This is a genomic window from Maribrevibacterium harenarium (assembly GCF_006385675.1).
Taxonomy (GTDB): domain Bacteria; phylum Pseudomonadota; class Gammaproteobacteria; order Pseudomonadales; family Marinomonadaceae; genus Marinomonas; species Marinomonas harenarium.
In genome coordinates, this window is sequence record NZ_VFRR01000047.1 from 1 (window position 1) to 24,024 (window position 24,024).

21 protein-coding genes are annotated in these 24,024 nt (G+C 48.2%); 8 read left to right on the forward strand and 13 right to left on the reverse strand.

Going from position 1 to position 24,024, the window contains the following annotated elements:
* Nucleotides 1–29: 29 nt before the first annotated feature.
* Together FJM67_RS15155 and FJM67_RS15160 are read right to left on the reverse strand one after the other, a co-directional pair.
* Nucleotides 30–485 carry a hypothetical protein gene (locus FJM67_RS15155; protein ID WP_140591026.1) on the reverse strand — a complete coding sequence of 152 codons (456 nt, stop codon included), beginning with the start codon at nt 483–485 and terminating at the stop codon, nt 30–32.
* A gap of 281 nt (nt 486–766) precedes the next feature.
* Nucleotides 767–2,686 carry a sigma-54-dependent Fis family transcriptional regulator gene (locus tag FJM67_RS15160; protein ID WP_140591030.1) on the reverse strand — a complete coding sequence of 640 codons (1,920 nt, stop codon included), beginning with the start codon at nt 2,684–2,686 and terminating at the stop codon, nt 767–769.
* 421 nt (nt 2,687–3,107) lie between these two features.
* On the opposite strand from FJM67_RS15160, the gene FJM67_RS15165 reads away from it, so the two are divergent.
* The 6 genes from FJM67_RS15165 to FJM67_RS15190 all read left to right on the forward strand — a co-directional run bounded on the left by FJM67_RS15165 (nt 3,108) and on the right by FJM67_RS15190 (nt 9,164).
* Entirely contained in the window at nt 3,108–4,196 is a 1,089-nt protein-coding gene (locus FJM67_RS15165) for an ABC transporter ATP-binding protein (RefSeq protein WP_140591032.1), read from the forward strand.
* Nucleotide 4,197: 1 nt separating this feature from the next.
* Complete coding sequence (locus tag FJM67_RS15170; RefSeq protein WP_140591035.1) at nt 4,198–5,298, forward strand: ABC transporter ATP-binding protein; 1,101 nt, start codon at nt 4,198–4,200, stop codon at nt 5,296–5,298.
* Complete coding sequence (locus FJM67_RS15175; protein WP_140591038.1) at nt 5,291–6,157, forward strand: carbohydrate ABC transporter permease; 867 nt, start codon at nt 5,291–5,293, stop codon at nt 6,155–6,157. The genes FJM67_RS15170 and FJM67_RS15175 overlap by 8 nt, the downstream gene beginning before the upstream one ends.
* Nucleotides 6,158–6,316: 159 nt before the next feature.
* Entirely contained in the window at nt 6,317–7,093 is a 777-nt protein-coding gene (locus FJM67_RS15180) for a carbohydrate ABC transporter permease (RefSeq protein WP_140591084.1), read from the forward strand.
* Between the two features lie 11 nt (nt 7,094–7,104).
* Nucleotides 7,105–7,377: a DUF2160 domain-containing protein gene (locus FJM67_RS15185; protein ID WP_140591040.1), complete on the forward strand. Its 273-nt coding sequence runs from the start codon at nt 7,105–7,107 to the stop codon at nt 7,375–7,377.
* Between the two features lie 68 nt (nt 7,378–7,445).
* A complete protein-coding gene (locus tag FJM67_RS15190; protein WP_140591043.1) occupies nt 7,446–9,164 on the forward strand; it encodes an ABC transporter substrate-binding protein in 1,719 nt (572 codons plus the stop codon).
* 97 nt (nt 9,165–9,261) lie between these two features.
* Here FJM67_RS15190 and FJM67_RS15195 read toward each other — a convergent pair whose 3' ends face one another.
* The 3 genes from FJM67_RS15195 to glpK all read right to left on the reverse strand — a co-directional run bounded on the left by FJM67_RS15195 (nt 9,262) and on the right by glpK (nt 12,740).
* A complete protein-coding gene (locus FJM67_RS15195; RefSeq protein ID WP_140591046.1) occupies nt 9,262–9,558 on the reverse strand; it encodes an antibiotic biosynthesis monooxygenase family protein in 297 nt (98 codons plus the stop codon).
* Between the two features lie 156 nt (nt 9,559–9,714).
* Nucleotides 9,715–11,088 (reverse strand): Fic family protein, encoded by a 1,374-nt coding sequence (locus FJM67_RS15200; RefSeq protein ID WP_140591048.1) that lies wholly within the window; start codon nt 11,086–11,088, stop codon nt 9,715–9,717.
* Between the two features lie 170 nt (nt 11,089–11,258).
* Nucleotides 11,259–12,740 (reverse strand): glycerol kinase GlpK, encoded by a 1,482-nt coding sequence (gene glpK / locus FJM67_RS15205; protein ID WP_140591051.1) that lies wholly within the window; start codon nt 12,738–12,740, stop codon nt 11,259–11,261.
* A 234-nt stretch (nt 12,741–12,974) separates the two neighbouring features.
* Between glpK and FJM67_RS15210 the strand changes: the two genes are divergently transcribed.
* Nucleotides 12,975–13,745, forward strand: a complete 771-nt coding sequence (locus FJM67_RS15210) for a DeoR/GlpR family transcriptional regulator (RefSeq protein WP_140591055.1) — start codon at nt 12,975–12,977, stop codon at nt 13,743–13,745.
* Between the two features lie 190 nt (nt 13,746–13,935).
* Complete coding sequence (gene glpD / locus FJM67_RS15215) at nt 13,936–15,447, forward strand: glycerol-3-phosphate dehydrogenase (protein WP_140591058.1); 1,512 nt, start codon at nt 13,936–13,938, stop codon at nt 15,445–15,447.
* A gap of 96 nt (nt 15,448–15,543) precedes the next feature.
* Here glpD and FJM67_RS15220 read toward each other — a convergent pair whose 3' ends face one another.
* The 8 genes from FJM67_RS15220 to ugpB form a co-directional block, all read right to left on the reverse strand.
* Nucleotides 15,544–17,079, reverse strand: a complete 1,536-nt coding sequence (locus FJM67_RS15220) for a hypothetical protein (protein ID WP_140591061.1) — start codon at nt 17,077–17,079, stop codon at nt 15,544–15,546.
* 108 nt (nt 17,080–17,187) lie between these two features.
* Entirely contained in the window at nt 17,188–17,988 is an 801-nt protein-coding gene (locus tag FJM67_RS15225) for an HAD-IIB family hydrolase (RefSeq protein ID WP_140591064.1), read from the reverse strand.
* Complete coding sequence (locus tag FJM67_RS15230) at nt 17,985–18,776, reverse strand: DeoR/GlpR family DNA-binding transcription regulator (protein ID WP_235890085.1); 792 nt, start codon at nt 18,774–18,776, stop codon at nt 17,985–17,987. The genes FJM67_RS15225 and FJM67_RS15230 overlap by 4 nt, the downstream gene beginning before the upstream one ends.
* A gap of 11 nt (nt 18,777–18,787) precedes the next feature.
* Entirely contained in the window at nt 18,788–19,504 is a 717-nt protein-coding gene (locus FJM67_RS15235) for a glycerophosphoryl diester phosphodiesterase (RefSeq protein ID WP_140591067.1), read from the reverse strand.
* A gap of 1 nt (nt 19,505) precedes the next feature.
* The gene (locus FJM67_RS15240) at nt 19,506–20,576 is read right to left on the reverse strand and encodes a sn-glycerol-3-phosphate import ATP-binding protein UgpC (protein WP_140591070.1); all 1,071 of its coding nucleotides are present in this window, start codon (nt 20,574–20,576) and stop codon (nt 19,506–19,508) included.
* A gap of 1 nt (nt 20,577) precedes the next feature.
* Nucleotides 20,578–21,426 (reverse strand): sn-glycerol-3-phosphate ABC transporter permease UgpE, encoded by an 849-nt coding sequence (gene ugpE, locus FJM67_RS15245; protein WP_140591074.1) that lies wholly within the window; start codon nt 21,424–21,426, stop codon nt 20,578–20,580.
* Entirely contained in the window at nt 21,426–22,301 is an 876-nt protein-coding gene (gene ugpA / locus FJM67_RS15250; protein WP_140591078.1) for a sn-glycerol-3-phosphate ABC transporter permease UgpA, read from the reverse strand. Before ugpA ends, ugpE begins: the two co-directional genes overlap by 1 nt.
* Before the next feature lie 64 nt (nt 22,302–22,365).
* Nucleotides 22,366–23,664 (reverse strand): sn-glycerol-3-phosphate ABC transporter substrate-binding protein UgpB, encoded by a 1,299-nt coding sequence (gene ugpB / locus FJM67_RS15255; protein WP_140591081.1) that lies wholly within the window; start codon nt 23,662–23,664, stop codon nt 22,366–22,368.
* Nucleotides 23,665–24,024 lie beyond the last annotated feature (360 nt).

The following is a 24,024-nucleotide window of genomic DNA, read 5'->3' on the forward strand; positions in this document are numbered from 1 at the left end:
GTAAGTGCCCGAGCGTAAGCTTGGAGCACTCACAGCCGGGAACACTGTTCGCCCGGCGATATGGAATATTTTTCCATACAACTAGGAACGGCTTGCTGAGCTTTGTTGTGCCACGACGTAAAAGCAGCGCTGAAGGCCTTGCTATCCAAACCAGAGGTATTCACTTGTGCGGACTGGGCTCCTTCCAGTGCCTTTAGGTAACGGTCACGGGCTTGGTCACGATTGTCATTAAAGTCTTCCAACTGTCCTGCTGCGGGCGCTAAAGAATAAGCATTTAGGGCTACCAAGGCTTGGTACAAATCTCGGTCAGCATTCAGGACCAAAGAAATAGAGGGAGCGATTTTACCTGTCAGTCGATCCGTATTTTCTGCCATACGCTGATTGCTATGCCATGCTTGATAAGCCAGCACGACGAACGCCACAGCTAGCACCACAATCGGAACCATAATCTGGCTACGAATTTTCCAAGTAGATAAATTCAACATTAGAAATCCCTCGATTTGCTTCTTCACCCGAGAAGCCGAAATTATTATGTGGTCATCAAACTACCACAGAACTTAACACATTAAGTTTAACTGATTGTCTTTACTGAAAAAAAGCAAAAAAAAGCCAGGCTGCCAGCCTGGCAAATACTCTTTATGCAAAGAGATCCTATATAAACCATAGTGAATATAGCTAAGCTAGTGCACATTTACCTAGTAGCATTATGTTAAGTTTATTTACCTTTACAGGAACAATGTGAGCGAATGTTGCTTTACTTACATACTTAGTCGCGATCTCGGGCGTACTTATAGACGGTGTTGCGACTCACCCCAGCTAGCTTAGCCGTTTGCGATACATTGCCGTTGGTCTGCTCCAATAGCTGCATAATGCGCTCTTCTAGTGGAATATCTTCATCGTTCGTTACCGCTTTTGATGACGCTCTTAAGTCATCAAAAAAGTCATCAGGCAGATGCCAATCTTCTAACTCGTCCCCATCTGCCATGGCCATACCTACTTTTAGTACGTGCACTAACTGACGCATATTGCCAGGCCAAGGGTGCTGGGCCAGCATCTCCAGCATGGCTTCACTAAGTGGCGGGCCGGCTTCTTCTTTACGCAGACGCTCATGTACGTAACCGATCAATTCTCGCTTATCTGAGCGTTCCCGCAGTGAAGGCAGCTCAATATTAAGCCCAGAAATCCGATAATACAGATCTTGTCGAAAACGCCCCTCCGCGACTTCCTCTTTTAAGTTACGGTTAGTGGCAGAGATAAGTTTCACATCCACAGGATACACGTCAGTAGATCCAAGTGGAGTAACGACCCGCTCTTGCAGTACCCGTAGTAGCCGCGACTGTACCGCCATAGGCATCTCACCGATTTCATCCAGAAATAGAGTACCTTTGTGGGCGCGACGGATTAAACCGATAGACCCCTTATTTTGAGCACCGGTAAAAGCGCCTTTTTCATAGCCAAATAATTCTGACTCCACCAATTCCGAAGGAATCGCCGCACAGTTGACGGCGACCAGCATCTCTTTGTTGCGAGAGCTATGGTAATGCAGACTGCGCACGAAGATCTCTTTGCCGGCCCCAGTTTCCCCATGAATCAAAATGGGGATGTCTTTTTCCATTATTTTGTGGGCCTGCTTGACCACTCGACGGACACGCTCATCCCCGTGTTCTAATTCCGCTAGCGGGATCACATTGTCGGGGATAGAAGTAGGCAGTGCCGGAGCTGTCTTTTCGCTGACCGGTTGCGGTGCCGAATAGGCGCCAGAAGTACGAAAATCAGGAATTTTCATCACCTGAGTGACCGGCGGGATAACTTTGACATAAAACTGGTAACGACCAAGGGCACGCAGCTTCATGGGCATATGTAGGGGCTGGTGCTTGATCTCGCGCATGTCACAGTCAAACACCTGATTGATGTTCAATAATGCTAAGTCCCGGGCCAACACCACTTCTGCACGACGGTTGGCCGACACAATGGTGCCACGTTCATCCAGCACCAATAAGCCGGACCAATGACTGTCTAAGCTAGTCAGGTTGGTATTGAAAGTGAGAATAAAATGATCTTGCTGGAAGGCAGAAAATATCAGTCTGTTTTCCACACTCAAGGACATGAGTTTAACCATGCCCAAGGTGTGATCTTGTGGCAAATAAGCATCGGAGGAAATATCCAACACCCCAACCAGCTCATTGCCGGTGTCATAGATCGGTGACGCAGAGCCCACCATAAAGCGGTTAGCTCGCAGGTAATGCTCATCTCGACCCACTTGAATCGCGCGGCCAGTGATCAACGCAGTGCCGATGGCGTTGGTGCCCACGCCTTCTTCCACCCATTGGTTGCCTTCCACCAAGCCGTGATACAAGCCACGGCCAAAGCGCTTCTGTCCCCAGGTGTTCAACACATGCCCTTGGCGATCCGCCAACACAATCATACAAGCGGAATTACTGAGGATATTCTCGTAATAGGGGATGATTTCGTTTTCAGTGGTCTCCAGCAAACTGCGGTGCTGATCTCTTAAATCAGTCAGCTCCCCCCGGGGCAAGGCGGAAAAGTCTGGCTCCGAGGAATGCTCTAAACCGAACTGCTCACACCGATACCAAGATGCTTCGATCTGCTGTTTGTGTTCTTCGTCTGTCAGATTGACGTTGGGCTTCAAGCTTGCCTCGTCATCAAATTCTTCTTGTTGTTTCATTTCTCACTGCTCCCGAAGGTGGGTGGCAGCGACAAGCCAAGACCTATTCTGCGTTTCTTAACCATTAAGATCAAACAATAACGCATATTCCTGTTCTTTTTTCGTTGGCAATTTGTTCACAGTGTTCACCACCAGTGTTCAACTGAACAGACTTTTCACTTGCAAAAATTTCTGTTCGCAAACGAAAAATGTTTAATACTTGCCAGAGAAAAATAAAAAACCCTTTTATTTCATAACTTTAAGAAAATACAACTCTATATTTAAGAGATTGGCACGAGGATTGAATAAGAGTTCACACAATAAAAATTGCGCGTTCGTTTGCGAAAAGCGACAAGCCAAATCGAAACCAGTAAACGAGCGCAGATAAACTACTTAACCGCTTCATTGTGGCGGCCATAACAACAACAAAGGGTTAACAACAATGTCATTGACGCTGAAAAACGTGTCTCGCGTTGTCGACGGCGAAACTTGGATTGACGATGTCAATCTGACGTTGGAGCCAGGATCTTTCAATGTGCTACTAGGCAGAACATTGTCAGGCAAGACAACCTTGATGCGCCTCATGGCTGGGCTTGATCGCCCGACAAAAGGCCAAATCATGATGAATGGTGTGGACGTTACCGGTGTGCCAGTGCGGGAGCGCAATATCTCCATGGTCTACCAGCAATTCATCAACTACCCCAATATGACGGTGTACGACAACATTGCTTCGCCATTGCGCTTAGCCAAAATGTCGCACGCTGAAATCGACCGTCGAGTGCGGGAAACCGCTGAGATGCTGCGTATCGACATCTTCCTTGATCGTCTACCACTGCAACTATCCGGTGGCCAGCAGCAACGTACAGCCATGGCCCGAGCCTTGGTAAAAGACTCTCAAATCATCTTGTTTGATGAGCCACTAGTAAACCTAGACTACAAACTGCGGGAAGAGCTACGCCAAGAATTACGTGCTCTCTTTAAAGCCCGTAACTGCATCGCCGTCTATGCCACCACGGAACCAAATGAAGCACTCGCGCTCGGCGGGAATACCGCAGTCTTGCACGAAGGCAAACTACTACAGTTTGGCCCAACCGCTGAGGTCTATCACCGTCCGAAAGATATTATTACTGCCGAAATGTTCTCGGAGCCACCCATTAACGTGGTTCCAGGGCGCGTCAGTGAAACGGAAGTCACCTTTGATGAAAGCGTTCATTTCCAATTAAACAGCGACTTACGTCCACTCAAGCCGGGCAACTATCAGTTTGGTGTACGGGCTTCACACATTGGACTTGTGCCCCATGCGGACGACGACCTAGAACTGCCGGTACGGGTAGACCTGGCGGAAATCAGTGGCTCGGAAACCTTCCTGCATGTACACAACCCTCATTTTGACTTGGTACTGCACCTTTCCGGGGTACACGAATACCACGTAGATCAGCAAATTAAGGTCTACTTCCCCACCCACAAGCTGTACGCCTTTGATGAAGGTGGTCAGCTGGTTCATGCCCCCGCTGGCTTAGGAGGTCGCTAACATGGCAGAAATTACCCTCAACGCGTTGGCACACACCTACAGTGACAATCCGACCAAGCCAGAAGATTACGCCATTCGCCAGATGCAACACGTTTGGCATCAGGGCGGTGCCTACGCGTTACTAGGCCCATCCGGCTGCGGCAAATCTACTCTATTGAACATTATCTCAGGGCTTTTAGAGCCTTCCGATGGGGAAGTGCTGTTCGATGGCAAACGGGTCAACGAACTCAAACCAGAAGAACGTAATATCGCTCAGGTGTTCCAGTTCCCGGTGGTGTACGACACCATGACGGTGTACGACAACCTTGCCTTTCCCCTGCGCAACATCGGTGTACCAGAACACAAAATCCGCTCAAAAGTGTTGGAAGTGGCTGAAATCCTTGAACTTTCCGACCAGCTAAAACGCAAAGCCAAGGGCTTATCTGCGGACCAGAAACAGAAAGTCTCCATGGGGCGTGGCCTAGTGCGCGATGACGTTTCCGCGATTTTGTTTGATGAACCATTGACGGTAATCGACCCACAATTGAAGTGGAAACTGCGCCGTAAGCTCAAGCAAATCCATGAGCAATTCAACATCACCATGGTGTATGTAACCCATGATCAGCTCGAAGCCTCTACCTTCGCAGACAAGATCGCGGTCATGTACCAAGGCCAAATTGTGCAATTCGGCACCCCACGGGAGCTGTTTGAAAACCCCGCCCATACCTTTGTGGGTTACTTCATCGGCTCTCCGGGCATGAATTTCTTTGAAGCCAGTGTGAGCGATGATCTGCACTTTGGTGAACACCAGATTGCCCTCGACCCACGCTTGAAATCCCGTCTCGACGAAATTGGTGCGGATACCGTCACCGTAGGGATCCGCCCAGAGTTTGTTCATGTTTGGGACGGGCACAATGATGATGCCTTTTTGGTCGATGTGGACTTCGTTGAGGACTTAGGCACTTACAAGATTTTGACCTTTAACTTCAACGGCGTTGCCATGAAAGCCCGCCTAAGCGAAGACCAAAAAGTCCCCCAAGAGAAAGCCTATATCAGCTTCCCAGAACAGTGGACCAAGGTGTACTGGAACGAATTTTTGGTGGAGGTAGAAAACCATGACTAAGGTAGAAAATAACAAAGCTTGGTGGCTGGTGCTGCCGGTATTTTTGATCGTCGCCTTCTCCGCCATCATCCCCTTAATGACAGTGGTGAACTATTCGGTGCAGGACATTTTTGACCCCTACACCCGCTACTTTGTGGGTACCGAGTGGTTTAAGCAGGTGATGACGGACTCTCGTCTGCACGATGCCTTGCTACGTCAATTCTTGTTCTCCTTCACCATTTTGCTGATCGAGATCCCACTGGGTATTGCCGTCGCTTTGATGATGCCAACCAAAGGCCGCGGGGCGTCCTTGTCCCTGATCTTGGTGGCGATTCCACTGCTGATTCCATGGAACGTGGTAGGCACCATTTGGCAAATCTTCGGCCGCGCGGACATCGGTTTATTCGGTGCCATGATGGCGAAGTTAGGCATCAACTATAACTACGCCTCGGAGCCACTCCACGCTTGGCTCACCGTGGTACTGATGGATGTATGGCACTGGACGCCCCTAGTGGCACTACTTTGCTACTCCGGTTTGCGCGCCATCCCAGAAGTGTACTACCAAGCTGCGCGTATCGATAAAGCATCACGTTGGGCCGTATTCCGTTACATCCAACTGCCGAAGCTCACTAACGTACTTATTATCGGTGTGCTACTGCGCTTTATGGATTCCTTCATGATCTACACCGAGCCATTTGTATTGACCGGTGGCGGCCCAGGTACGTCGACCACCTTCTTGAGTCAGTCCTTGGTACAACAGGCGATTGGTCAGTTTGACTTAGGTCCAGCCGCTGCCTTCTCACTGGTGTACTTCCTTATCATCCTGCTGGTGTGTTGGGTGTTCTACACCACCATCATGCACATGCAAAAAGACAAGTAGGAGCCGACCATGACTGTACAAATGACTTCAGCTTCCACCGCTCGTCCAGTAGTGGAAAAGTCCGACCAACATAGCTCTCAACCGTTGGCGCCACAGGCTCCGGTAGTGAGCCATGCGGAAATCAAAGCCAAACGCGCCATCTGGCGTGGACGTATCGGCATGACCATCTATTTGATTCTCTTGCTGATGCCTATCTACTGGTTGTTAAACATGTCGTTTAAAACCAATACCGAGATTCTCAGCGGGTTGTCATTCTTCCCGCAGAATTTCACCCTAGAGAACTACGCCAAGATTTTCGGCGACCCGACTTGGTACATGGGCTACGTGAATTCCATTATTTACGTGTCCATGAACATGGTGATTAGTCTGTTAGTGGCGTTGCCGGCTGCTTACGCCTTTAGCCGCTATAAGTTTGTGGGCGACAAGCACATGTTCTTTTGGTTGCTCTCTAACCGAATGGCACCACCTGCGGTATTCCTGTTGCCATTTTTCCAACTCTACTCATCGGTAGGCTTGTTCGACACCCATATCGCGGTGGCGTTAGCACACTGTCTGTTCAACGTGCCGCTAGCCGTGTGGATTTTGGAAGGTTTCATGAGTGGCGTGCCACGGGAAATCGACGAGACCGCTTACATCGATGGTTACTCGTTCCCGAAATTCTTTGTGCGCATCTTTATTCCTTTGATTCGCTCCGGCATCGGTGTCACCGCGTTCTTCTGCTTCATGTTTTCTTGGGTAGAACTGTTGCTCGCACGGACCTTGACCTCCGTGGATGCCAAACCCATTGGCGCCATCATGACCCGTACCGTATCCGCGTCTGGGATGGATTGGGGACTACTCGCCGCAGCCGGCATCCTCACCATTATTCCCGGTATTTTGGTGGTGTACTTCGTTCGTAACCATGTTGCCAAGGGCTTCGCCCTAGGCCGAGTGTAAGGAGAAAGATCATGGCCTGGATGTCTTGGACCCTACCAACCGCCGCCTTTTTCGCGGGCATTGCGATGATTTTAGTGGCAATGACCGTTTGGCAAGCGATCTCCCCCAGTGTGGAACGACGCGGCTTTTTGCCCATCGAAACCACCCGCGGTGACCGTTTATTTATTGGCCTGCTTAGCAGCGCCTTCATCCACCTAGGATTTGTTGCCCTGAGCGAGATTGCGCTTGGGGTGGCAACCGCTCTATGTGTCATTTGGATGCTGATCCTAATGCGCTGGGGCTAATTAGCGAGAGTGACCAGGGACGTTGGAGCACGGAAGCTTTATACAAACAACAACTGTTGAGGTAAAACATGTACAACAATAAGAAAAAGCTCGTTTTAGCTGCAATCCCGTTTGCAGTCATGATGAATACGGCCAACGTATGGGCAGATCAATACTCAGACGCTGCCAAAAAGTGGGTCGATAACGAGTTTACGGTATCCACACTGTCAGACGAAGAACAGCTCAAAGAACTGGCTTGGTTTACCAAAGCGGCGGAACGTTTCCGTGGTATGGAAATCAATGTCGCTTCTGAAACCCTAACGACTCATAAATACGAGTCTCAGGTATTGGCGAAAGCGTTCGCCGAGATTACTGGCATCAAGGTCAACCATGACCTGATCCAAGAAGGCGACGTGGTCGAAAAACTGCAAACCCAAATGCAGTCTGGCCGGAATATTTACGATGCGTACGTCAATGACTCGGATTTGATCGGTACTCACTTCCGTTACGGTAAAGTGGTGCCTATCTCTGATATTTTGGCGCAAAACGAAGACCTAACTCTACCTAGCTTGGACTTAGGTGATTTCATTGGCTTGAACTTCACTTCTGGCCCAGATGGCAAGCTTTACCAATTGCCAACCCAGCAGTTCGCGAACCTATATTGGTTCCGCTATGACTGGTTCCAACGCCCAGAATTGAAACAACAGTTTAAAGAAATCTACGGCTATGATTTGGGTGTACCAGTCAACTGGTCGGCTTACGAAGACATCGCTGAATTCTTCACCAAGCACGTTGGCGAAATCGACGGTCAAAAAGTCTACGGCCACATGGACTACGGTAAAAAAGACCCCTCTCTAGGGTGGCGTTTCACCGATGCTTGGTTCTCTATGGCGGGCGCTGGCGACAAAGGGTTGCCAAACGGTTTGCCAGTAGATGAATGGGGTATCCGCATGGAAGGCTGTAGCCCAGTAGGTTCCAGCGTATCTCGCGGTGGTGCCACTAACGGACCAGCCGCAGTTTATGCCACTACCAAATACGTGGACTGGCTACGCCAGTACGCGCCACCAGAAGCGCAAGGGATGACCTTCTCTGAAGCTGGTCCAGTACCAGCCCAAGGTAACGTGGCGCAGCAAATCTTCTGGTACACCGCCTTTACCGCAGACATGACGACACAAGGCCTGCCTGTAGTAAACGAAGACGGTACGCCAAAATGGCGTATGGCTCCATCGCCACGCGGACCATACTGGGAAGAAGGCATGAAACTGGGCTATCAAGACGTAGGTGCTTGGACCTTCATGAACTCTACGCCAGAAGACCGTCGCCTAGCGGCTTGGTTGTATGCTCAGTTCACCACTTCAAAAACCGTTTCTTTGAAGAAAACCTTGGTTGGTCTAACGCCAATTCGTGAGTCCGATATTAACTCACCTGAAATGCAAGAAGCGGCACCTTTCCTAGGTGGTTTGGTAGAGTTCTACAAAGGGCCTGCCCGTGAGCAATGGTCACCAACCGGTATTAACGTGCCAGATTATCCAAAGCTAGCACAACTATGGTGGCAATACATTTCGCAAGCAGCCAGCGGTGAAGCATCACCACAAGAGGCATTGAATGGCTTGGCGGAAGCTCAGGATAAGGTGTTACAGCGTCTTGAACGTGCCAATGTACAGGATTCTTGTGGACCGAAACTGAACAAGCCACGTGATGAAGCTTACTGGTTAGCGCAACCAGGCGCTCCAAAAGCGAAACTAGCGAACGAGAAGCCACAGGGTAAAACTGTGGACTACGACGCGCTACTACGCTCTTGGGAATAATACCCGGTTCAGTGGATTACACTCCACTTTAACTACTCTCTGAACCGTTTGGCCGGCACCTAGGTGTCGGCCTTTTTTTGCTGCTAACAAAACCAGATTAAGACATGTGATTGCCGGTTTCCCGGTAAACCTTCACTGACACAAGATTGGCAATTTGACTCATACGCATTACCTCTGGCGGGTTATCAGAAGTCCAGAAATCACGCCATTCTTCCTCGCTGTTCCAACGGGCGATGGTCAGCATATGCGCTCCTTGCTTCTTATCTTCCAAGAGACAACTGCCATGAGCACCGGGATAGGTTTCCCGCACTATCGTTGTGGTGTGATCCCAAGCTTCGCGAAACTCGATCACATTCTCTGGTGCTACAGACCATTCATATACAACTTGGATCATTACCCATTCCTCCGCTTTTGAGGGCTCTGCCCTATATTTATTTTGTTTAGATGTAGCGCGAATAGCGCCCAAGAACAAGCATTTAACGCAAGGTTATGTTGGATTTCGGTTAACAAATACGTAAACGTCCACCTTTACGATTTAATAATAGAGTGTCTATTTGGTTACAGCCTTCCATGATTTTAGCAACTCTTTTTGGTCAATCATTTTATAAATCCATTCTCGACCATCTTTTTCTTTTTTAAACAACCCTAATTTAACCAAACCATTTAATGTTGTCGCCGCAGTATTGTACGAACAACCAAGATTATCTTTCACATTATTAATCGTAAAAGAAACAGCTTTTTCACTTTTTGCCACCTGGAAAACGGTTTGTTGTTTATCCGTTAATTTACGATAGAAACCTGAATCCCAAAGCCATCTATTAAAGCTTTCCATCTGCTCAACAGACTCTTTATAAGAAGCTTTAAATTTATTAATCGCTCGAATAATAATGCGGCATTGATAATCAATAAAGTAAGTCAGATCCATATCATCCGTTTCTGTGTAAAGGTAGCTTTTACCGTATTGCACAGGGGCTTCTTTCAATAGCAAACTGATTGCAATGTAACGAAACGCCGCAAACTCATTTTTAAACATGTACCAATAAAATAATGCTCTGGCAACACGACCATTACCATCATGGAAAGGATGTTCATAACCAATACGAAAATGCAGTGTGATTGCCTTCACTAAAGGGTGTATGTAATGAGAATTTTCTGCATTGTGGTGTAATCCATTAATCCATTCAACCAAGTTCTCGAGTCGACTATTTAAGCACTCGGCTTTTGGTGGCGTATGGACCACTTCACCATCATTATTTTCTACAACAACATCATCCGTCGTACGAATTACACCTGGTTTATACTTCTCATCATCAATACCCTCTACGCCTATTTGATGCAGCTCTTCTATAAAAGCAATAGAAAGGTCTTTATTTCTATGTTCCCACGCAAACTTCATCATTCTAAAGTTGCCCAGAATCATTTTTTCATCCAAGCTTCTTGGCTTCCTCGCCCTCTTTAGCATGTCTTTTGCTACTTTTGTTGTTGTGGCAGCACCTTCAAGTTGGCTGCTACTGATAGCCTCATCTTCTACAAGGTCATTTAGCAAGTAGTCTAAATGCTTGCGCTCTCCAATCTTGTTACACATCCATTCAAGTGCTGCTGTTGTCGTATTTCGATCTGTTTCACTAATCGCTTTTTGAATCGTCGGAGTGAGGCAGAATCCGGGGAAGTTGAATCCCACATCCTCTTCATCAACATAAAGCAAATACTTTTGCTTATTTCTAGCTTCTTTTATCAATGACCATGTCACTGATGGATCCAGTTTTTTAGGTAAACGGTGTTTGAGTTCATCAAAATGAAAGTAGCGCCCTTTGCTGTCAACTGGGTTCATGTATTCCACATAATCCATAAACACTTCTATTGACTGACTAGCAAGATACCGAGTTGGATTTTCTATCAATTCTTTAGGTGGTGAGGCAATCATGACTATCTCAAAAACAAAAGTAATTGAGACAAAGATAGCAAAGAAACATCCGACTGTCTCAAAAAAATAGATTTTTGAGACAACAGCTTTTTGGAAGAGGTTACCAGCTATGCCGAGCAAACAAAAAGGGGCCGCAGCCCCTTTGAAATAGGTAATGAAAGAAAATGGGATTAGTTGGATCGCACCCGACGCACCGCATCCAACCAGCCCTGATAGAGCTTGTCTTGGCTTGCTTCGTCCATTTGTGGCTCAAACTTATGCTCGGACTGCCACAACTCACTAATTTGCTCTAGGGAGTCATAGATACCAACCCGTAGTCCAGCTAGGAAAGCCACTCCGAGGGCGGTAGTTTCCGTCACTTGTGGGCGCTCTACCGTCATGCCTAGTAAATCACTTAAGAACTGCACCACCAAATCATTCACCACCATGCCACCATCCACACGCAAGGTGCTGAAGTTGGCGCCATCTTGGGCCATGGCTCCGACTAAGTCTTTGGTTTGGTAACACACAGAACGCAAGCCGGCGCTAACAATATCCGCCACACTGGTATCCCGGGTTAACCCTAGCATAGCGCCGCGAGCATCAGGGTCCCAGTAAGGAGCCCCCAAACCAGTAAAGGCAGGCACAAGATAGACCGTGTCCGCGTTTAACGCTTGCTGGGCGAGACTTTCTGTTTCCGCCGCATTGGCAAATAGTTTAAGCCCATCACGTAACCATTGAATCGCCGCGCCAGCAACAAAAATACTGCCTTCTAGGGCGTAAGTGACGTTACCGTTAATACGATAACCCACTGTAGTCAGCATCTTGTGCTCGGAGGTCAGGGCTTGGTCACCGGTATTCAAGATCATAAAGCAACCGGTGCCATAGGTGCTTTTCACCATACCAGGGGTAAAGCAGGCCTGACCAACCAAAGCCGCTTGCTGGTCACCGGCAATACCATTTACTGGGATTTCCGCCCCGAGCCATTCACTGGCGATGATGCCAAAGTCGTCGCTGGAGTCCATTACTTGGGGGAAAATCACATCGCCGATTCCCAGTAGCTCGATCAGCTCTTCATCCCATTTTTGTGTGTGGATATTAAACGCCATGGTACGTGCCGCATTGGTGGCATCGGTACGGTGGTAGCGGCCATTGGTGAGCTTCCACAGCAAGTAGCTATCTACGGTACCAAAGGCAATATGACCCTGCTGGGCGCGTTCTTTTACGCCTGCAACGTTTTCCAATATCCAGCGAATTTTGGTGGCAGAAAAATAAGGGTCAATTAGTAAGCCGGTTTTCTGTTGCACTGTCTCACTTAAACCTTGATCCACCAACGACTGACAATACTTACTGGTACGTCGATCTTGCCAAACAATGGCGTTGTAAACCGCTTCCCCGGTTTCCGTATCCCACAAGATGGTGGTTTCACGCTGATTGGTGATCCCGATGGATGCAATATCCGCAGCAGCGACACCGGTTTGCTCAAGTACACGACGACACACGGCTAAGGTGGATTGCCACAGATCGTCCGGGTTATGTTCTACCCAAGCGTCGGCAGGAAAGATCTGAGGAAACTCTTGCTGGGCTTGACCAACTCGTTGCCCAGTTACATTGAATAGGATCGCGCGGCTACTGGTAGTGCCTTGATCAATAGCGAGAAGATAACGACTCATGGAATAGCTCTCTTGTTTTTGTGCGCCACTGACATTGAGCCAAGCCCAAAAAGCTACCATAATGCCAAGCGCTGTTACTTTTATTGTTTTTCAGCCGACGCAGTGGAATCTACGCCGAACAGTCGATGTTTCGAAATCAACAAAATCGAACAGAAATGTTCTAAATCGAATATTAGACCATTAAAACCATTCTGACTGTCATTGGCAAGCATATTTACGGAGATAACGTCATCCATGGGACAACAAACCCGACAAGAGCGCATTATCCAATTGGTTCGTGAACAGGGCTACGCCTCCATCGACCAGCTCGCCAGCCAATTTAACGTCACCCCCCAAACCATTCGCCGGGATATCAATACCCTTGCCGATCAAAACCTGTTACGTCGCCATCACGGCGGGGCGAGCATTGATTCCTCAACCACCAACGTGGATTACAGTACGCGTCAAGCGTTACAGCTTGACGCGAAGCGTAGCATCGCCCACAAGGTGGCAGCTGAAATTCCTAATGGCGCGTCTTTATTTATCAATATCGGTACCACTACCGAGGAAATCGCCCGAGCTTTGTTGCAGCACGAAGGTTTAAAAATCATCACGAACAACATCAATGTTGCGTCGATCTTGCGGGTAAAAGAAGATTTCAATGTGATTGTTGCCGGTGGCACCGTGCGCTCTCGAGACGGCGGTATCATTGGTGAAGCAACCTTAGATTTCATTAATCAGTTCCGAGTGGATTACGGCATTATCGGTATCAGTGCAATTGATCCAGAAGATGGCTCATTGCTTGATTTCGACTACCAAGAAGTACGAGTTGCCCAAGGCATCATTGCCAACTCGCGCCATGTGTTTCTGGCCGCCGACAACGCCAAATTTGGCCGTAGCGCCATGGTACGCTTAGGCAATATCACTCAAGTGGAACGCTTGTTCACCGATGCACCACCACCAAAGTCGATCCAAGCCTTATTGAAAGAGCATGGGGTACGCTTAGAACTCTGCCCTCAAGCCTGATCCAGCCAATTCGAGGGTAGCAACAGCTGCCCTTTTCTCCCCCCAAAACGCCGCAATTGTCACATTCACTGTCTATAATTCAGACAATTATTCTTTTTCCTTGCTTGCCAAATCGAAAATCCAAGTTTAATATCGAAAATATATTTTCACTTATGAACTTTATTTTTCGTTTCCAATGAGGGTGTAACCAATGGAACATGTTGATCTGTTTGTCGTCGGTGGTGGTATCAACGGCGCTGGTATCGCAGCCGATGCTGCTGGGCGTGGTTTAAGCGTAGCATTGTGTGAAATGAACGACTTAGCCAGCGCCACTTCCTCCGCCAGTAGCAAATTGATCCATGGCGGATTGCGATACCTAGAACATTACGAGTTCCGTTTGGTACGTGAAGCCTTGAGTGAACGGGAAGTATTGCTGAAAACTGCCCCTCATCTGGTAACCCCCATGCGTTTTCAGATGCCTCACCGTCCTCATTTACGCCCAGCTTGGCTGATTCGTCTGGGCCTCTTCTTATACGATCATCTCGGTAAAAGGGAACTGTTGCCGGGGTCTCGTGGTGTCAAATACGATGCTTCCAGCCCATTAAAAGGCGAAATCACTCAAGGCTTTGAGTATTCAGACTGTTGGGTTGACGACGCCCGTTTAGTGGTTGCCAACGTCCAAAGCGCACAAGAGCATGGTGCCATTATTCTTCCACGCACCCGCTGTGAGTCAGCGAAACGGGTAAATGGCAAATGGGAAATCACGGTGGTGGATACGATCACTCAGGCCAGCCGCCAGTTTACCGCCTCTGGATTGGTAAACGCTGCGGGCCCTTGGGTTTCTTCTTTTATCGAAAACAAAGTTCAGCGCAAAGCCCCTTACGGTATCCGTATGATCAAGGGCAGCCATATTGTGGTGCCACGACTCTACGAGCATAGCAATTCATTTATCATGCAAAACGCTGATAAGCGCATTGTCTTTGCTATTCCCTATCGCGATAAATACACCTTAATCGGTACCACTGACCAAGAATACAAAGGCAACCCAAGTGATGTTGCGATCAGTGATGCAGAAGCGCAATACATTATTGACGTGGCAAACCAGCATTTCAAAAAGCAACTCACCACCGACGACATTATTTGGACTTACTCTGGCGTGCGTCCGCTGCTTGAAGATGAATCTTCCGACGCGTCTGCCGTCACCCGCGACTACACCTTGCATGTAGAAGACGACCACGGCAAAGCACCGTTACTGTCGATCTTTGGTGGCAAAATCACCACGTACCGTCAGCTTGCTTTGTCTGCTATGCGCGATTTGAAAAAGTATTACCCAGGGATGGGTAATGAATGGACCCATGCTAAGCCGTTACCCGGCGGAGATATGAGCAATGACTACAATGCTTTTATCGCCAAGTTGCAGCAGTCTTTTCCATTCTTAAATAAAGAACTCGCCCGACGTTTTACCGGTAGCTACGGCACACTTACCTACGTCATGCTAGGCAACGCTAGCTCGTTGGATGACTTGGGGACCTGCTTTGGCTCCGACCTTTACCAAAAAGAAGTGGATTATTTAATTGAACACGAATGGGCTTACACCGCACAAGACATCCTTTGGCGCCGCACCAAACTTGGCCTAGAACTCAACCCCGAGCAAACCGCTAAGCTCGATAGCTATGTGAAACAGCAAGTCGAGACGCCAGTAGAATCACTAGAAGCCGTTTGATAGTAAAGAGTCAGACCCTATGGAAACTTGACCCTTTTAAAATTTTGAGTAGCCAACACCGCCCAATTTTCGATCGGGTGGTGTTAGCACATCTTGTTATGGCACTGGGTAACTGGGTTTATCGAACCCTCTACCTTTGATTACTGACATGATGTCAGTATAAGTCGTGCCGCCGGAAACTAGATCCATCAGATCGACATTAACCGTGCTATCTGTCTCATCATCTAGGGCATCGCTATTTGGCTGGCCATTGGTAACATCAATATCTGTGTCATATTTGAAGCCGCTGCCTGCGGTATAACTGCAGGAATCCACCGGTGCATAAGTGATATTGCTAGATGCTGAGGAAGACAGTTCGTAGCGTTTGTCTGTACTGTCGTAAGTTAAGAACTGGCGTTGAGCGTAATTGTGCAGAGTATGATTGTTGCCGGGCCCCGCCCAATTACAGTAGAACCCCGTTATATCGCCACTTGTCGAGGTTTGCACTTTGTTGCCATAACCATAGTAGGCCTCCCCATTATTCCCATTGCTGTTTAGCCCTACAAAGAGAATCCGGGATGCCGCATCACCATCCCCAGCTTGCCATGTGTAAGCGTAGGAGCCAGCTGTATCGTCTTTATCAAACTCCGCAGTAAAGATAGTGAAGTTGTTTTTCCACTTTGTGCTAGTGGCATCCAAGTGATTCAAGTCCATATCAGCAATATCGGTCGTAAAGGCTGATTGGTCATGGCCACATAATCCAGCAAAACGGTGTTGAAGCGTCACCTTGTCACCATTACGGTGATAATGTAATGAGCCGTTATGGGTGATGTCTGCGCCAGTTTCACCAGAATCCGCTGGACAGTTTCCAGAAGGATCAAAGTAGTCATCCATACGATATTGGATCACCCCTTCATAATTCGATGACGTTGAGCCAGGGTGATGCTCCATCTTAAGAGCAATAGTTTGTGGCGTGGTTGCGTTGGTATGGGCGTTCGAATTAGTGTATTCAAAGACGATATCGTAGCTCCATGTCCCAGCACTGGAGCGAGATAGTGTGGCAGTCGTAAAGTTCACTGTAGAAATGCGGGCATTCAGCTCGTCAACCAAATCAGTACTGTTACCACGTGTAGGAAGGCTACTGTCTGCAACGGCGACCCCAACCATTCCGGCAAAACTTACTAGAGACATAAAGACCCGACTCGCCGCCCCTTTCATTTGGCTGTTGAGTTCTGCCGCCGCACAGGCTTCTTCCGTTTCGCCATTGGTAGCTGTCCAAATCCCCACATCGCCGGAGGGCAATTCCCCATCTTGCGTTCCACCAACACTATCTGGGTGATTTTCATATTTCACTGGCGGACCAAAACAAGTGGCATCCACCACATCGCCAAAGAAATATGCCGGATCAAAACGATTACCAAAGCTAGACAAACTCTCTCCAGCGTCCTCGATTGCTGCGACCGCCTCACTGTAACTCGCGCCGTCAGACATGCTGGCAGATTGCTTCTGCATGGGAGAGGCTACCATCATATCGGTTGGGAACATGCCTGATAGTTCTACCGTCGTATCAACAGCACTCTTCGCTGTCTCAGCATCATTACAACCCATCAAAATGCTCGCTATGACACTCGCGGCGATTAACGAACGTTGCATACGATTTCCTCTGCAAAATTGACGATAGACTCAGTATAGTCAATCGTGCAAAAAAAACGCATAACTCTTACACGGCATAATTCAAACTAGATGCAGATTTGTCGCAAATCAATCTGTCCGACTGCTAATGATCAGGCTAGCCAACTCAGCGAAACCCAAACCACCGGGGGCTTGGCTGATAAAGGCAGGTTGGTAACTCATGTGGGGCAGGTGGTGTGCGATATTGGCCACACCAACCGATAAGGGAAATTGTGCAAACATGCTTTCGTCGTTAGGGGCGTCGCCCACGTAAAGCACTTGGCTTGGGAAGTCGGTGGCATTCAGCCCAAAATGTTGGGTTAGTACCTTATGGGTCATGGCGAATTTATCCACGCCATCGGCACAAATATTAATGTGGATGGAAGAGGCCTTGGCATTTAATCCTTGTTGTTTGAGCAAAGCCAATAACGCATCTTTTTGCTCAAGGGCCGGAGGGACGATACGTTGGGCATAGTCGACCGCAACGTCAGTCAGGCGATAATTCTGATCTCGAGCTAAGCAAAGCTCAGGGAATTTTTGTAAGTGAGTATTTACCAGCTCAAGTATTCTAGCCTGTTCTGTGCGCATCATTTCTTCTGACTGAAAGAAGTGGTAGTTGATGCGTTTGCCCTGTACTTCCAAAAACACACCACCGCCCTCGCTGATCACGCCGGCAACAGGGAAGGCGCTGGCAATCATATCCGACCAACCGGCGCAACCTCCTGTTACCGGAATCACCTTGATCCCTGCCTGTTGCAAGTCATATAGGGCAGTCAGCGTTTGGGCAGGTAACTTGCCTTGCCAAGTCAGGGTATCATCCACATCCGTCAGCACATAACGCACTTGAGACAGTTGCTCACGGGTCACATCCGATAGTAAAGCTGGGCTCATCTCGTTACTTCTACCAAAACAACCGAGTGGGTACAGGCAAATACAGCCACATCACGATCAGCAAGTTTTGCCGTTTGTTGCTCGTCAATCTGATCCGTATAAAAGCTCTCGATAGCGCTAAATGGAACAACTTTAGCAAGTGCTTTACGCCCCCATTTATGCTGATCTGCAACCAATATCGGGTGGCGACATTGGCTCACTAAGACACGACTCACCGCGGCTTCTTCTGGGTCAAAGTCCAGAATACCTTGCTCCGTGTGCAGACCACCGCAGCCAAGAATCCCGTAATCAAAGTAATAACGACGAATGCTTTCCAATGTATCAGACCCGACTAAGTCTTTATGGCGATGGCGTAGACGCCCAGCCGTCATATGCACATAGATATCTTGGCATTGGCTCAGAATCCCTGCCACGGTAAGGTTATTGGTAAATACCTGCAGATCTTTATGATGCACCAAGGCTTTCGCCACATACTCTACTGTGGTGCCAATCCCTAAGAAGACCGACGCTCCATTGGGAATGATTTGGACAACCGCTAGCGCAATGTCCATTTTGGCTTTGCTATTAAGCAACTGACGATTATCGAAAGGTAAATTTTCCGCGGTAGATACTGGCGCTATGCCTCCATGCTGGCGGCGCACCAAATGGCGTTCTGCCAGTTGGTTGATATCTTTGCGAATGGTTTGGGAGGACACACCAAAGCGCTCCACCATGTCTTCTACCAGCAACAAGTCACATTGTTGCACCCAATTTAGAATTTCGTTTTGGCGTTCATTCAGTTCGCGCAAAGCCTGTTTCCTTATAAAAATAACCGAGGGTCATCCGTAATAATGGTATCCATACCCCAGCCCCAATGTTCTGCTACAGCAGCAGGATCATTGGCGGTATAGCAAAGCAGCTTATAGCCAGCCGCTTTGACCGCCCGAGCCTGGGACTCGGTAAGCAGCTGATAATCGCAGTTCAGGCTATAGGCTTGGATCGCTGCAAGCTTCTCCGCCCAATCCGCTGGAATATCTTCACATAACCATGCCAGATGCAAGTTGGCGTCTAAAGCGCGACATTTTACCAAAGCTTCATAGTTAAAGCTGGAGATCATCAGTTGATTATTATCAAAACCATGCTGCCTTAGGGCTTCAATAATCAGCGGCACTACCCGATCTACGTCCGTTCCGCCGTATTTGATTTCCAGATTCAGACCTAAACCTAGCTCTTGAAAGCAGGTAAGCGCCTCCGACAAAGAGGGCACTTTTTCACCGGCAAACTGATTAGCAAACCCTTTCCCAGCATGAAGCGACAGTACATAGTCTAGGCCGGCTTCTTCCGTCACACCGGTGCCATCGGTACAACGCTCTAGCGTATCATCGTGAAAAATGACTAAGCCATTATCGGCCAAAGGATAAACATCGATCTCTGCCCAGGTCACCCCCGTTGCCGCAGCGGCACGAATAGAAGCCAAGGTATTTTCTGGTGCCAATAGGGCCGCGCCACGGTGACCCATTACTTTAGTATTGAGCATGTTAATTCACTCGTTGTTGTGAAGTTTGATCGAACAAATGCCAGTGCTGATTTGGCAATTGCAGCCATAACCGGCCTCCTATCTCAGGGTAGTGGATCCCGGCTAAACGTACCACTATTGGCGTTTGATGTTGTTCATCGGCAACCAATATGCCGTGGATGAGGGTCTCCGCACCAAGGGATTCGACTGCTCTCACATGCATAGATAAGTCCGCTTCAGCTTCGCTACACAACTGGATATGCTCAGGACGTATTCCCAATAACACCGAGCCTTCGTATTCATAGGGATTAAAGAGACGCAGCGCCGGTGCTAAGCAGAGCTCCCCGTGACCAGCATGGGCAGGAACAAGATTCATCGCTGGCGAGCCAATAAAGGTAGCCACAAAGGTAGTCGCTGGCTTTTCATACAACGCCATCGGCGAGCCAATTTGCTCTGCTTTGCCCTTATTTAACACCACCAAACGATCCGCTAGGGTCATGGCCTCTACCTGATCATGGGTTACATAAAGCGTCGTCGTCCCTAGCTTGCGTTGCAACTCTCGGATTTCTACCCGCATTTGCACCCGCAGTTTGGCATCTAAGTTAGACAGTGGCTCGTCAAATAGGAACACTTTCGGGTCACGAACCATGGCTCGTCCCATGGCAACTCGCTGACGTTGCCCACCGGAGAGCTGCTTCGGTTTACGCTCCAGCAATTCATTCAACCCCAGCATAGTGGCGACCCCATTCACTTTGGTAGCAATCTCGTCTTTGGGTACACCACGATTTTTTAAACCATAGGCCATATTCACAGCGACCGTCATATGGGGATAAAGGGCATAGTTTTGGAACACCATGGCAATATCACGTTCGGCAGGCTCTTTCTCGTTGACTCGGCTCCCCTTAATGGAAAGCTCGCCTTGAGTAATACTTTCAAGCCCTGCAACCATGCGTAGCAAGGTCGATTTACCACACCCGGAAGGCCCTACCAAAACAATGAACTCGCCCTCTTCAATGGTTAGATCCACCCCCGGAATTGCTTGGTAGCCGTTCGGGTAGGTTTTCCCTAGATTTTTTAACACTACATCAGACATTTTACTTCTCCGCGTCTACCAAGCCTTTCACAAACAATTTTTGCATACCCACCACCACCGCGACGGGGGGCAACATAGCAAGCAACGTGGTCACCATGACCTGATTCCACTGCACATCACCCTGCTCCACTGACAGCATGCGTTTAATACTCATCACTAGGGTGTAATAGGCATCATCGGTAGTGACAATCAGTGGCCATAAATACTGGTTCCACCCATAAATAAACATGATCACAAACAGTGCTGCGATATTCGTGCGCGACAAGGGCAACAAAATATCGAAGAAAAACCGAATTGGCCCAGCACCATCAATACGTGCCGCTTCTACCAACTCCCCTGGCACCGTCATAAAACACTGCCGAAATAAAAAGGTGGCCGTCGCACTGGCAATCAATGGCAGGACCAAACCGGAGTAGCTATTGAGTAACTCTAAATTCGCGACCACTTCATAGGTCGGCACAATACGCACTTCTACCGGCAACATCAGGGTGATGAAAATGACCCAAAACGCCAAACCGCGCAGAGGGAAGCGGAAGAACACAATGGCATAGGCGGAGATAATCGAAATAGCGATCTTGCCGATGGTAATCCCCAGCGCCATGATCAAGGAGTTCAGCATCATCAACCAAACGGGCACATCAATGCCATTGCCGGCGCTGCTAAATAACACCTGCCCCCAGTTCTCGCTCAGTTGATCACCAAACCACAAAGGGATTTGCCCAGAGCCAAACGCTTCGGTTGGGTGCGTCGAAGCGACCAAGGCCACCCAAACCGGCAAGGCGACAAGCGCTATACCAAATAGTAGGGAAAGATGACTGACCAACGTCAGCCACGGACGATTCTCAATCATTAGTACTGCACCTTGCGTTCAATATATTTAAATTGCACCACGGTCATGGCCCCAACCAACAACATCAGCACCACCGACTGCGCAGCAGACCCACCAAGGTCTAAGCCAATAAATCCATCATTAAACACCTTGTACACCATGGTGGCGGTGCTCACGCCTGGACCACCTTGGGTCGTTGCGTCGATAACCCCGAAGGTATCAAAAAAGGCATAAACCAAATTCACCACCAGTAAGAAAAAGCTGGTGGGCGACAATAAAGGGAAAACAATCGTCCAAAAACGTTTAAAGGGACCAGCACCATCAATAGCCGCTGCTTCAATCAGCGAGCGGGGAATAGCTTGTAGGCCAGCGAGGAAGAATAAGAAATTGTATGAAATCTGCTTCCAAGTGGCCGAAATCACCACCAGAATCATGGCCTGATCACCATTCAAAAAGTGATTCCAATCCACTCCAATCGTTTTCAACCATAGGGCGACCGGCCCCATACTCGGGTCAAATAGAATCCACCAAAGCACACCCGCTAGTGCCGGAGTCACCGCATAGGGCCAGATCAATAAAGTCTGATAGGCCAGTTTGCCGCGAATCACTCGGTCCGCCATTACTGCAAACCAAAGGGCGAGTCCCATGCCGAGCAGAGCGACGGAAAAACTAAACACCATGGTGACTTGAATCGATGTGAAATACTGGGGGTTATCCCACAGGGCATAAAAGTTTTCCAAGCCGACGAATTCACGACTTAGGCCGAATGCATCTTCTTGGTAAAAGGCCTGTTCAATTGCTTGCTCTGCAGGCCAAAGAAAAAAGACGAACGTGATCACCAACTGCGGCAACAACAGCAAATAAGGCAACCGACGTTGTGGAAAAGCAACAGACATAACAGTAACCGTCTCAATAAAATAAGATCCTTAGGGCTATTAGCCCTAAGGATCTGGGGAGCACTTAGTTGGCGCGCTCAAACTTACGCAATAGGGCGTTACCACGCTCAACCGCTTTATCCAGCGCTTGTTTGGCAGTCTGATCACCGCTCCATACGGTTTCTAGCTCTTCGTTGATGATGTCACGAATCTGAACGAAGTTGCCTAGACGCAAACCTTTGGAGTTGGCCGTTGGTGTACCGGTCGTCATCTGTACGACACCCGTTTCGGTACCCACATTCGCCCCATAAAAACCTTGTCCCTTAGTTAGGTCATAAGCCGCGTGGGTGATAGGAAGGTAGCCAGAGAATTGGTGCCAATCAGCCTGCATATCGGCACGAGACAGGAAGTTCAAGAATGATGCTACGCCACGGTATTCCGCATCACTTTTGCCTTTCAAGACCCATAGGGATGCGCCACCGATAATGGTATTTTTTGGCTCACTTGTCAGACTTGCCCAGTACGGTAATTGGGATACACCAAAGTCGAAGTTGGTATTACGCACCATACCTGCATAGCCCGCTGAGGAGCCCATAAACATGGCACATTCTTGGCTATAGAATTTTGGCGCCGAATCACTGCGACGACCACCGTAACTAAAGATGCCATTTTGCTGCCATTCGCTCATTTTCTCGATATGAGCAACCTGCTCCTTGCCGTTAAATGCAAGCTCTGTATCCATACCGGCGAAACCGTTTGCTTTGGTTGCAAAAGGAATATCATGGCGTGCACTGAAGTTTTCTAGTTGAATCCAAGATTGCCAAGAGGTGGTGAATCCACAAGTTACGCCATTGGCTAATAGCTTTTGCGAAACGGATTCCATTTCTTCCCATGTTTTGGGTGCTTGGCTAATGCCAGCTTTGGCAAATAACTCTTTGTTGTAATACAACACAGGCGTCGAGCTGTTAAATGGCATCGACAACATGTTGCCTTCTTCATCAGAGTAGTAGCCCGTCACAGAGCTCAAGTAGTCATCGGCGACAAATGGCTGACCATTTTCACGCATTAACTGATAAACCGGGTAAATGGCACCTTTTGCCGCCATCATGCTAGCCGTACCAACTTCGAATACTTGCACTAGTGCCGGTTGCTTCTTCGCACGAAAAGCCGCAATAGCCGAGGTCATGGTTTCTGTATAGTTCCCTTTATATACAGGCTTAATTTCATAGGCGTCTTGTGCTGCATTAAACTTGGCAGCGATTTCGTTTACTTTCTCTCCATTAGCACCACCCATGGCATGCCACCATTCGATTTGGGTGGCTGCAAATGCTTGGCTGGACAAGGCCGCGGTAACGGCGATAGAGACAGCAGCTAACTTTTTCATGTGTCTTCCTCAACAGTAAATGAATTTCAAACAAGGTTTCAAACATCGACAACGGGTAACACTGTAGAACAGGATTGTTTCACTTTTATGATTATTTAGTTTCATTTGAAAATAAATAATCTTTAATTTGGCTGCTTTTACATCACAATGTGTAAAATAGATCATAAATAGCCATTCAAATGAATCTAAAAACCCTTCATTTACATTCATTTGAAAATAATTAATTCTTATTGAGCTCTAGACAGGATCAATATTTTGCAGGGCCTTTAGGGTTTGCAACTGTTGCTGATTTTATGTTACTGTATGTATATACATAGTAATATATTGGTGTAAATGAAGCTTTCAGATTGGGCAAGAAAA